Origin of the sequence: Geodermatophilus sabuli, assembly GCF_900215145.1 — a bacterium.
Classification (GTDB): Bacteria; Actinomycetota; Actinomycetes; order Mycobacteriales; family Geodermatophilaceae; genus Geodermatophilus; species Geodermatophilus sabuli.
In genome coordinates this window covers 519,260-530,124 of the sequence record NZ_OBDO01000002.1, presented here as the reverse complement: position 1 = coordinate 530,124, position 10,865 = coordinate 519,260, and the positions used below count along the sequence as shown (strand labels likewise).

The following is a 10,865-nucleotide window of genomic DNA, read 5'->3' as shown; positions in this document are numbered from 1 at the left end:
ACCGGGCGGGCGTGTGTGAACCGGGTCATCACCGACCTCGCCGTCATCGACGTCACCGCCGACGGCTTCACCCTGCGCGAGACCGCCCCCGGCGTTTCCCCCGAGGAGGTCGCCGACAACACCGGCGCCCCCCTCACCATCGGCGACGACGTCCGCGAGATGCGGTTCCCGGTCGGGGTGTGAGAAAGGACCCCGTCCTCCCCACCCTTCGCAGGCTCAGGGCGGAACCCGGGACGGGGCCGTGGGGCGCCGGCGAGGAGGTCCGGTGACCTTCTCGGTCATCGCGCGCGATCCGATGACGGGCGACCTGGGCATCGCCGTCTCCTCGTGCATCCTCGCCGTCGGCCGGGCGGTGCCCACCGCCCGGCCGGGTGTGGGCGTGGTCGCGGTGCAGGCGCGCAGCCGGCGCGGGCTCGGGCCGTCCCTGCTGCACGGCCTCGAGGAGGGGGCCACCCCCGCCGACCTGGTGAAGCGGGCCGCGCACTCCGCCGAGGACGCCGACCGGCAGGTCGCCGTCCTCGATCCCGCCGGCCGGGTGGCCGCCGACACCGGGCGCGGGTCCTTCCCCGTCAGCGGGCACCTGCTCGGCGACGGGATGAGCGTCCAGGGCAACATGCTCGCCTCCCCGGAGGTGCTGCCGGCGATGGCCCGGGCGTTCACCGCCGCCCGTGGAGACCTGCCGGACCGGCTGCTGGCCGCCCTGACCGCCGGGCAGGACGCCGGCGGGGACGTGCGCGGCCGGCAGTCCGCGGCGCTGCTCGTGGTCAGCGGCTCCCCCGCCACCGACGAGGACGACGGCGTGCGGATGGACCTGCGGGTCGACGACTCCGGCGCCCCCGTGGCGCAGCTGCGGATGCTGCGCAACCTGCAGCGGGCCTACGCCGAGCGCGACTACGAACACCTGGCGCTGTTCGCCCCCGAGGGGGCCCGTGACCTGTACGCGGCCCTGGCCGCCTCGCAACGGGGCGACCGGGCCGGCGCCCGCATCGCGCTGGAGGCGATGCGTGCCCGGCCCGGCTGGTCCGCCTGGCTGGCGGCGATGGCCGGGGACTCCCGGTTGGCGGGCGTCTCGCGACTGCTCGGGTGAGAGCCGGTCAGCTCAGCCCGCAGGACCCGTCCGGCGACTCCTGCAACGGCACGGGGTCGATCTCGTAGATCGTCGCGCCGTCCTGCTCGTACACCGGTCGCAGCGAGGCCACCGACGCGAGGTCGCGGAAGCCTTCGTTGGGGGTGAGGCCGCCCAGGATGGTGGCCTCCGAGGAGTAGACGTACCGCACGCCGAGGTCCTCCACGGCCTCGCGCACGCGCTCACTGGAGTCCAGGCAGTTGAGCCCGTCGACCACCACCTGCCTGTCGTCTGGCAGCGGCGGCTTCACCGGCTTGGTCAACGCCGCGCCGAACACCGGCTGGACACCGCCCAGCGACCACATCCACGCCGACCCGTCGTTCGGGTCGTTCAACACGGGTCCTCGACCGGCGAGGTCCCCGAGCACCCGAAACGCCGTCACGTCGACGGTGGACACCGCGCCTCCACCCCCGGGGACGTAAGCGGTCTCCATCCGCTCCCGGTTCTCCTGCACGTAGAACCCGCTGAGGACCCCCATGAGCACCACCACGACGACGACCCCGACCGCCACCGCCGATGTCCGGAGCACCGCGACCCGGTCCCCCAGCCGGGCGCTCACCGTGTGCAGCAGGGCACCGACCAGGCCGCCGATCTGCACGACGCCGATCGCGGCGAAGACGGCCAGCCCGAGGAACACCAGCCCCTCGAAGCGGAACCGGTCGTTCCACCACGGGCCGGTGAGCAGCTGCACCAGCGGGCCCTCGTACGCGGCCGCCAGGATGCAGAGCACGAGCACGATGCCGGTCGCGGCGTACCACCACCGCAGCCCGCGGGTGCGCCAGCCGACGGCGATGCCGACGAGGGCCGGGACCGCCAGCCACAGCTGGGGGTACTCGCTGTCGTAGTTGTAGAGCAGGAGTTCGCCGAGGGCCTCGCCCGCGGACTGCACGGCCGGCCAGTCGACGACGGTGCCGCCGCTGGTGTCGACGAGGGCCTTCCCGATCAGGGGGAGGGCGAGGACCGCCGCCAGCACTGCCGCCGGCAGCAGCACGAGGAGGTCCCGCCCCACGGGGCTGGTGCGCTGCACCCACCGTCCGACCACCAGGCAGGCGCCGAAGACGGCCGCCGACAGCGCCGCGCTCGGGTGGATGAGGGCCAGTGCGGCGGTGGACACGCCGAAGGTCGCCGTGAGCGCGACGTCCCGCCGCTCCAGCGTGCGCAGCAGCAGGACGAGGAACGCCGGGACGAACGTGATCCCGAAGACGAAGACCCAGATCGGGCCCCGCCAGATGAGGTCGAACGGGTACCCGGTCGTGGCGGCCAGCGTGATCGGCGCGACCGCGGCGGCCCGGAAGAGCCCGAGCTCCCGCAGCAGGCCCACCAGGCCGAGCCCCGCCACCAGCGGGATGCACGCCATGAGCGCGTTGATGCTGGTGAGGCTCGTCCCGTCGAACTGGTCGACCAGCGAGGCCATCGCGTGCAGCGCGTCGGGATACACCGAGGCACCTTCGGGATAGCCGTTGAGCTCCCCGGCCACCGTCGGGCCGACCTGTCCGGTGCGGGTGATCGTCTCGACCAGGTTGACGTGGAACAGCGCGTCGAAGCCCTGGTTCGGGCTGGCCAGGCCGCCGGTGCCCACGACCACGGTGCGGAACCCGATCGCCGCACCGACGAGCGTGCCGACGCCGGCCAGCACCGCCCAGAGCCGGCCCCCGTCGTCCGGTCGGTCCCCGGGGGCCCCCACCTCCGCGGGACGACGACGCGCGCGCCAGGCCGTCCCCGCGGCGACGCCGGCGACCACGACCGCCGCCACGGCGCCCGCGCTCCACGGCGTCCAGTCCAGGCCCAGGAGGCCGACCACGAGGATGCCGATCAGCACGAGGCCGAACGTGAGAAGGGGCGAAGCCGCCAGAGCCGCCCACCCCCGCATCCGCAGGGACAGCGACAGCAGCAACCCCGGGAGGACCAGGAGCAGCACGGCCACAGCGAGCGTCAGGAACACGTTCAGGTCAAGCACCGTCCAGGCTTCTCGGTCCACACGTCCGTGGACACGGCCGATCCAGCGTAGGTCAATGTCACGCAGAGTCGGCCGGAGGACACAGTGCGCCGTGCCACCAGCCGGGGCCCGCCGGCTCCGTTCGCGCCCGAGCGGCCTGGGCGGCCACTGCCGGCGGCCGCCGGGCAAGAAGGCGGCCCAGGGCTGACGCCGACCGCGACGAGGGGCCGGCTGCTCGAGCTGCCGGCCCCTCGGGTTGCTCCCCGGTGTGGCAGGCCCTGCTCACGGGCGAGCGGCTGCGGCAGGTTCCCTGTCAGCCGGCCGGCCAGTCCTCGGCCGGCTCTCCCCCGCCACAGCGACACCGGCCTCGGGGCTGAGGTCGAGCCGCCGCAGGAGCTGGGCGTTGAGAGCGACCACCACGGTGGACAGGGACATCAGCAGCGCACCGACCTCCATGGGGAGGACGAACCCGATCGGGGCCAGGACCCCGGCTGCCAGAGGCACCGAGATCAGGTTGTACCCGGCGGCCCACCAGAGGTTCTGCTCCATCTTGCGGTAGCCGGCCCGGGAGAGCCGGATGACCGAGAGGACCGAGCGGGGGTCGTCGGAGGCGAGGATGACGCCGGCCGAGGCGATGGCGACGTCGGTGCCGGCGCCGATGGCGATGCCCACGTCGGCCTGGGCCAGGGCTGGGGCGTCGTTGACCCCGTCCCCGACCATGGCCACCGCCCGCCCCTGCCGCTGGAGTCCGGCGACCTTCTCGCTCTTGTCCTCCGGCCGCACACCCGCGAACACCTGGTCGATGCCGAGCTCGGCAGCCACCGCGCGAGCGACCGGCTCGGCGTCCCCGGTGATCATCACGACCTCGACGCCGAGGGCGTGCAGCGCGTCGACCGCCTCGCGCGACTCCGGCCGGATCTCGTCGGCCAGCGCGAGGGCTCCGGCGATGGCACCGTCGAGGAGCACGTGCAGCACCGTCGCGCCTGCCTCGGCCCACACCTGCGCGGCGGGCAGCGGCTGCAGGCCGTACTCGGCCAGCAGATGCGGGCCACCGACGGCCACGGTGTGACCGTCGACCTGCGCGGTCACACCGACAGCGGCCGATGCCCTGAAGTCCGTGGCCGGCGAGATCCTCAGACCCCGGTGCCGGGCTGCGGCGACGATGGCCCGGGCGAGCGGGTGCTCACTGTCGGCCTCCGCGGCGGCGGCCATCGCAATGACCTCCGCCTCGGGCGCACCGGTGGTCGCGACGTGCTCCACGGCCGGCTCGCCCCTGGTCAGCGTGCCGGTCTTGTCGAACAGCACGGTGTCGATGCTGCGCATGCGCTCCAGCGCAGCGCGGTCCTTGACGAGGACGCCGCCCCGGGCGGCCCGCTCGGTGGAGATGGCGACGACCAGCGGGATGGCGAGGCCCAGGGCGTGCGGGCAGGCGATGACCAGGACGGTGATGACGCGGGTGAGGGCGCTCTCCGGGGCGCCGTAGGCGGACCAGACGACCGCTGTGATCGCCGCGACGACGAGGGCGAACCAGAACAGCCAGCCGGCCGCCTTGTCCGCGAGCAACTGCGCGCGCGTGGAGGAGGACTGCGCCTCGGCGACCAGCCGCTGGATGCCGGCGAGGGCGGTGTCGTCGCCGACGGCGGTGACCCTGACCCGGATCGCGGTGTCGGTGGCGACGGTCCCCGCGACCACCGAGTCCCCCGGAGCCCGGCGCACGGGCCGCGACTCACCGGTGATCATGGACTCGTCCACGTCGGCGGTGCCGTCGACGATCTCCCCGTCGGCGGGTACGCGCCCGCCCGGACGGACGATGACCACGTCGTCCGTGGCCAGGTCGGCGGGGGCGACGGTCACGACGCGGTCGCCGTCGACTCGCTCCGCCTCATCGGGCAGGAGCGCGGCCAGCGAGTCCAACGCGGAGGAGGTCTGGGCCAGCGACCGCATCTCGATCCAGTGGCCGAGCAGCATGATGACGATCAGCAGGGCCAGCTCCCACCAGAACTCCAGCTCGTGGGAGAGCACCCCCAGGCTGGCGCCCCAGGAGGCGACGAAGGCCACGGTGATGGCCATGCCGATCAGCAGCATCATCCCCGGCTTGCGGGTCCGGACCTCACCGACCGCACCCGTGAGGAAGGGGCGGCCGCCCCAGACGTACATCACGGTGCCGAGCACCGGGGCGACCCACGTCAGGCCAGGGACGTCGGGCAGCGAGTAGCCGACGATCGAGGCGAACATCGCGCTGAGCAGCACCGTGGGAACCGCCAACGCCAGCATGATCCAGAACAGCCGCCGGAACATCCCGACGTGGTCACCGTGCCCGGAGTGCCCGGCATGGCCGCCGGGGTCCGCGCCGCCATGACCACCGTCGTGGCGGGCCGGCATCGAGTCGTGGTCATCGGAGCCGGGGGAAGCCGCCGCGGTCAGCGGATCCTCGACCTCCGAACCCATGCCGCTCGCACCCTCCGCGTCGGGCATGCCCTGCCCATGGGTGGAGCTGTGGTCGTGTTCCGACTGGACCGCGCCGTCGTGTCCTGGATGCGGGCCACCGGGGCGGCTCGTGTGGTCGGCCATTGCTGCCGACCTCCTTCCCTGCGTGTCTCGGCGAGCTGATGGGTGCGGCCGGTCACCGCGCGGCAACGGTCTCCCGCGGTGAGGTACCCGGGGTGTCGACGCCGCCACCGGTGCGCACGGAGGGGGCGGCCGGGTCGTTCGCGGTCCTGAAGCTGCGCAGCCGCAGGCTGTTGGCCACGACGAACACCGAGGAGAACGCCATCGCGGCACCGGCGAGCATCGGGTTGAGCAGCCCGGCGGCGGCCAGCGGCAGGGCGGCCACGTTGTAGGCGAACGCCCAGAACAGGTTGCCCCTGATGGTGCCCAGCGTCCTGCGGGACAGCCGGATGGCGTCCGCGGCAGCGCGCAGGTCACCGCGGACCAGGGTGAGATCGCTGGCCTCGATGGCCACGTCGGTGCCGGTGCCCATCGCCAGGCCGAGGTCGGCCTGGGCGAGTGCGGCGGCGTCGTTGACGCCGTCGCCGACCATCGCCACGACCTTGCCCTCGGCCTGCAGCCGCTGGACGACGGCGACCTTGTCGGCCGGCAGCACCTCGGCGATCACCTCGTCGATGCCGACCGCGTCGGCGACGGACCGGGCGACGGTGGCGTTGTCGCCGGTGAGCAGCACCGGGGTCAGGCCCAGGGCGCGCAGCTGGTGGATGGCCTCGGCGGAGGTCTCCTTGATGGCGTCGGCGACCACGAGGACGCCGCGGGCGGCGCCGTCCCAGCCGACCGCGACCGCGGTCCTGCCCTCGGCCTCGGCCGCGGCCTTCGCCCGCTCCAGGTCGGCGCTCAGGTGCACCGACCAGTCCTCCAGCAGCCGGGTGCGGCCGACGAGCACCGCGTGCCCGTCGACGACGCCCTGCACGCCGAGGCCCTCCACGTTGGTGAAGCCCTCGACGGCCGGCAGGTCGCCGACCTGCTCGGTGGCGCCCTTGGCGATGGCCTGGGCGATGGGGTGCTCGGAGGCGTCCTCCAGCGCGCCGGCCAGCCGCAGCACCCGCGCGCGGTCCTCGCCGGGAGCGACGACGACGTCGAGCAGGGTCATCCGACCGGTGGTGACGGTGCCGGTCTTGTCCAGCACGACGGTGTCGACCGTGCGGGTGTTCTCCAGAACCTCGGGGCCCTTGATCAGGATGCCCAGCTGGGCACCGCGGCCGGTGCCGACCATGAGGGCGGTCGGCGTGGCCAGTCCGAGCGCGCACGGGCAGGCGATGATCAGCACGGCGACCGCGGCGGTGAACGCGGCGGCCAGCCCGCCACCGGCACCCAGCCAGAAGCCGAGGGTGCCGACGGCCAGGGCGATGACGATCGGGACGAAGATGCCCGAGATGCGGTCGGCGAGGCGCTGCACCTCGGCCTTGCCGTTCTGGGCGTCCTCGACCAGCCGGGCCGTCTGCGCCAGCTGGGTGTCGGCGCCGATGCGGGTGGCCCGCACGACCAGCCGGCCGCCGGCGTTGACGGTGGCGCCCACGACGGCGTCGCCGGGGCCGACCTCGACCGGCACGGACTCGCCGGTGAGCATCGAGGCGTCGACCGCGGAGGCGCCCTCGGTGATCACGCCGTCGGTGGCGATCTTCTCGCCGGGACGGACGACGAACAGGTCGTCGATGGCCAGCTGGTCGGTCGGGATGCGGTGCTCGGCGCCGCCGCGCAGCACCGAGACCTCCTTCGCGCCGAGCTCGAGCAGGGCACGCAGGGCGGCGCCGGCGCGGCGCTTGGAGCGGGCCTCGAAATACCGGCCGGCGAGGATGAACGTGGTCACCCCGGCCGCGGCCTCGAGGTAGATGTTCCCCGCGCCGTCGCTGCGCGCGATGGTCAGCTCGAACGGGTGCGTCATGCCCGGCTCGCCGGCGGTGCCGAGGAACAGCGCGTACAGCGACCAGGCCAACGCGGCGATGGTGCCCATCGAGATGAGCGTGTCCATCGTGGCCGCGCCGTGGCGCAGGTTGGTCCAGGCCGCCTTGTGGAACGGCCACGCACCCCAGACCACCACCGGCGCGGCCAGGGTGAGCGACAGCCACTGCCAGTAGGTGACCTGCAGCGCCGGGACCATCGCCATCGCCACCACCGGGACGGTCAGGACGGCCGAGATCAGGAGCCGCTGCCGCAGTAGGAGGACCCCGTCCTCCTCACCCCTCGCAGGTTCGGGGTGAGCCTCGGGACGGGGCCGCGGGGGCTCGGGCAGGTGCGCGGTGTAGCCGGTCTTCTCCACCGTCGCGATCAGGTCGGCAGGCGTGACCTCGCCGCTGAAGGTGACCTTCGCCTTCTCGGTGGCGTAGTTGACCGTGGCGGTGACGCCGTCGAGCTTGTTGAGCTTCTTCTCGATGCGGGCGGCGCACGAGGCGCACGTCATCCCGCCGATCGCCAACTCGACCTGGCCGCCGCCGGCCGCGGCCGGGGGGGTCGTGCGCTCGATCGCGGAGCTCATCGTCTTCTTCCTTCGAGACTGCTGGGGATGGGATCGGGAGGGCGTCGCCTCAGCCGTGTCCGTGGCCGTCGTCGACGTGGCCGCTGCCACCGTCGGTCGGGCCGGGAGTCGCCGTGGTGCCGCCGGCGCTGGTGGCCGCGGCGGTGTCGCCGGCGCGGACCGTGAACTCGGCGGTGCGCACGACGTCGCCGTGCTGGAAGTCCAGGAACAGCCGGTACTCCCCGGCAGAGGGTGCGGTGGCGTAGAAGGTGACGTCGGGCCCAGGTGCGGTGGTGCCGTCGCCGGGCTCGCCGGCCGGGTGCACGTGCAGGTAGGCCAGGTCGCCGTCGCGCAGGGCGACCAGGTGCCCGTAGGCGGCGAGGTAGGGCTGCAGGTCGGTGACCGGCCGGCCGTCCCGGCTGACCGACAGGGTGAGCTCCGACTCCTGGCCCGGGACCAGTTGCCCGTCGAGGGTGACGGTGTACCCGTCGACCTCGGCCGTGGTGGAGGGCTCGGGCAGCGGCTGAGGGGTGTGGTCGCCGGCGACGGCGACGTCGGCGCCCAGGACGAGCGGCTCGTCGGGGCCGGCGGGGTCGAAGTCGGCGAACAGCCGCCAGCTGCCGGCGGTCAGGTCCAGCGGGATCGACCAGGTGCCGTCCGCGGCGAGGTCGGGGTGCACGTGCTGGTAGCCGGTGAGGTCCCGGCGGACCGCGATCAGGTGCAGGTCCTCGTCGTGGGCGGTGTCGTAGGCGGTCACCGGCTGCCCGTCGGGGCCGAGGACCCGGAACGACACCGAGGTGGTCGCGCCGGCCGGCAGGGAGCCGGCGGCGTCGAGGGTGTAGCCGTTCTCGGAGACCTGCAGGCCGCCAGGCAGGTGGGTACCGGCGGCGGATGCCTGTGCGCTGGTGTCCATCGGGGACTCTGCGGGCGTCTCGCCGTGGGGAGCGGTGTCGTGGCCGGCCGTGTCGTCAGCGGCCGCGCCGACGGGTCCGACCACCGAACCGAGGCCGGCGGCCGCGCCGAGGACGGCGACCAGCCCGAGCGTGTAGGCGCCGAGCTTGGCGGGTGTGTTCATCGCAGGTTCTCCGGGTCAGGAGCGGACGAGGCGGGCGATCGCCTCGGAGGCCTCGCGGACCTTCGCGTCGGCCTCCGAGCCGCCCTTCTGCGCGGCGTCCACCACGCAGCCGGCCAGGTGCTCATCGAGCAGGCCGAGGGAGAAGGACTGCAGGGCGCGGGTCGCCGCGGAGACCTGGGTCAGGATGTCGATGCAGTACTGGTCGTCCTCGACCATGCGCTGCAGGCCGCGGATCTGGCCCTCGATGCGGCGCAGGCGCTTGAGGTGCTCGTCCTTGTCGTGGCTGTAGCCGGCCATGTCTGTCGTTCTCCTCGTGAGGTGGGACGGATCGGGAGGCGGGGCACCGGGCAGCCGGCGCCCCGCCGGGGATGCCGGTCAGCCGGTGACGACCTCGTAGCCGGCCTCGTCGACGGCGGCAGCCACCGCGTCGTCGGGCACGGGACCGGTGCTGCGGACGGTGACGCGGCCGCCGGCCACGTCGACGTCGACGTCGGTGACGCCCGGGATCTTGGTGACCTCCTCGGTCACCGCGCTGGCGCAGTGCCCACAGGTCATTCCTCGGACGGTGTACTCGGTGCTCGTCACGACACCTCTCCTCTCACGGCTAGATACCCCCTAGTGGTACCTGGTACAAGTAATACCCCTACCGGGTACATTCCGCAAGCAGTGGACGGATTCGTCCAGCGAGCCGCGGCGTGCGTCCGGCGGGCTGACGAAGTCCACCGAGCCCGCGCGTGCGTGCGCCGACGCGCATCTCGCCTCGGGAGGCCCTCGTGAGGATCAGGACCCCGATGGATTCGTCGTCCAGGCACCCACGGGGGCTCCCACGATGGCAGCGAGGCGAGTAGCTCCCCCGGCACACCTGCTGGAGTAGTCCTCGGTCGGATCGACCCGGCCGCCCTTCGGGACCGTGGGGCTCGTGGACGACGCCGCGGGACAGCCCGTGTGGCCGCCGTAGCGGCTACGGCCGTTCATGCGGCTGCGGCGGCCGAGCGACGGGTGGCGCGACCGACGGCGGCGAGGGTGAGCGCCACGGCGGCGAGGGTCAGCGGCCAGCCCAGCAGCAGCTTGCCGACGGCGAGCAGCCCGGGCAGGTCCTCCCGGTACAGCAACGCCTGCACGCCGGCGCGCACGGCGAACACCGCCGACCAGCCGAAGGTGGCGAGGACGAACAGCCGGCGCAGGCGTGGATCGTCGCGCCAGTCGCGCCGCCGGTAGAGCCAGCCGTAGAGGGTGCCGACCAGCGGATAGCCGATCAGGGCGGAGCCGGCGAAGACGGCCCCGTAGGCGGCGTCGACGAGGATGCCGGGCAGGAAGAACCCGCGGGCCTCGCCGGAGCCGGCGGCGAACAGCACGGCGACGGTGAGGCCGGCCAGCCCGCCCAGGGCCTGACGCAGTGACTCCCTGCGGATCAGTCGCAGCGCGACGATGCCCAGGCCGGTCGTGGCGGCCGCGCCGATCGCCGCGGCCAGGGCCGTCGGCCGCGTGGTCTGCGCGCCGGCGACGGCGTTCACGGCGACGAAGAGCAGCGGGGGCAGGCCGCCGTCGACGAGGCCGCGGGTCCCGCCGAGCGCGGGGGGAAGGCCGCTGGGTGGTGCCGCCGCCGCGGACGGAGCGTCGGTGGGGGGCGTCGTCCCGGTGCGGGGCGCGGTGTCGGTGAGGCTCATCGGTGCCTTCTCTCCGGCCGAGGCGTGTGGTGGTACGTCCCCACAGTCGGCGGGCGTCCTGTCGTGGCGCTGTCCACCCGCTTGCGCGAGCCGTGTCA

8 protein-coding genes and 1 pseudogene are annotated in these 10,865 nt (G+C 73.9%); 2 read left to right on the top strand and 7 right to left on the bottom strand.

Annotated features, from left to right (window positions below):
* Together CRP39_RS08150 and CRP39_RS08145 are read left to right on the top strand one after the other, a co-directional pair.
* Nucleotides 1-183 (top strand): annotated as a pseudogene (locus CRP39_RS08150) (succinyl-CoA--3-ketoacid-CoA transferase); the annotation flags it as partial.
* 82 nt (nucleotides 184-265) lie between these two features.
* Nucleotides 266-1,087: a DUF1028 domain-containing protein gene (locus CRP39_RS08145; protein ID WP_097205835.1), complete on the top strand. Its 822-nt coding sequence runs from the start codon at nucleotides 266-268 to the stop codon at nucleotides 1,085-1,087.
* A 7-nt stretch (nucleotides 1,088-1,094) separates the two neighbouring features.
* Here the strand turns inward: CRP39_RS08145 and CRP39_RS08140 are convergent, their stop codons facing one another.
* The 7 genes from CRP39_RS08140 to CRP39_RS08110 all read right to left on the bottom strand — a co-directional run bounded on the left by CRP39_RS08140 (nucleotide 1,095) and on the right by CRP39_RS08110 (nucleotide 10,767).
* A complete protein-coding gene (locus CRP39_RS08140) occupies nucleotides 1,095-3,083 on the bottom strand; it encodes a DUF6541 family protein (protein WP_143426590.1) in 1,989 nt (662 codons plus the stop codon).
* Nucleotides 3,084-3,344: 261 nt separating this feature from the next.
* A complete protein-coding gene (locus tag CRP39_RS08135) occupies nucleotides 3,345-5,510 on the bottom strand; it encodes a heavy metal translocating P-type ATPase (RefSeq protein WP_097205896.1) in 2,166 nt (721 codons plus the stop codon).
* 175 nt (nucleotides 5,511-5,685) lie between these two features.
* Nucleotides 5,686-8,046, bottom strand: a complete 2,361-nt coding sequence (locus CRP39_RS08130; protein ID WP_245853671.1) for a heavy metal translocating P-type ATPase — start codon at nucleotides 8,044-8,046, stop codon at nucleotides 5,686-5,688.
* Nucleotides 8,047-8,095: 49 nt separating this feature from the next.
* The gene (locus CRP39_RS08125) at nucleotides 8,096-9,100 is read right to left on the bottom strand and encodes a hypothetical protein (protein WP_097205833.1); all 1,005 of its coding nucleotides are present in this window, start codon (nucleotides 9,098-9,100) and stop codon (nucleotides 8,096-8,098) included.
* A 15-nt stretch (nucleotides 9,101-9,115) separates the two neighbouring features.
* The gene (locus CRP39_RS08120; RefSeq protein WP_097205832.1) at nucleotides 9,116-9,397 is read right to left on the bottom strand and encodes a metal-sensitive transcriptional regulator; all 282 of its coding nucleotides are present in this window, start codon (nucleotides 9,395-9,397) and stop codon (nucleotides 9,116-9,118) included.
* Between the two features lie 78 nt (nucleotides 9,398-9,475).
* On the bottom strand, nucleotides 9,476-9,685 hold the full coding sequence (locus tag CRP39_RS08115) for a heavy-metal-associated domain-containing protein (RefSeq protein WP_216359645.1): 210 nt from the start codon (nucleotides 9,683-9,685) through the stop codon (nucleotides 9,476-9,478).
* 386 nt (nucleotides 9,686-10,071) lie between these two features.
* Entirely contained in the window at nucleotides 10,072-10,767 is a 696-nt protein-coding gene (locus tag CRP39_RS08110) for a DUF3159 domain-containing protein (protein WP_097205831.1), read from the bottom strand.
* Nucleotides 10,768-10,865 lie beyond the last annotated feature (98 nt).

Bases quoted from the DNA above. Each gene is read 5' to 3' on its own strand.
- CRP39_RS08135 (WP_097205896.1), bottom strand. From the start codon at position 5,510: ATGGGTTCGGAGGTCGAGGATCCGCTGACCGCGGCGGCTTCCCCCGGC.
- CRP39_RS08120 (WP_097205832.1), bottom strand. From the start codon at position 9,397: ATGGCCGGCTACAGCCACGACAAGGACGAGCACCTCAAGCGCCTGCGC.
- CRP39_RS08110 (WP_097205831.1), bottom strand. From the start codon at position 10,767: ATGAGCCTCACCGACACCGCGCCCCGCACCGGGACGACGCCCCCCACC.
- CRP39_RS08130 (WP_245853671.1), bottom strand. From the start codon at position 8,046: ATGAGCTCCGCGATCGAGCGCACGACCCCCCCGGCCGCGGCCGGCGGC.
- CRP39_RS08125 (WP_097205833.1), bottom strand. From the start codon at position 9,100: ATGAACACACCCGCCAAGCTCGGCGCCTACACGCTCGGGCTGGTCGCC.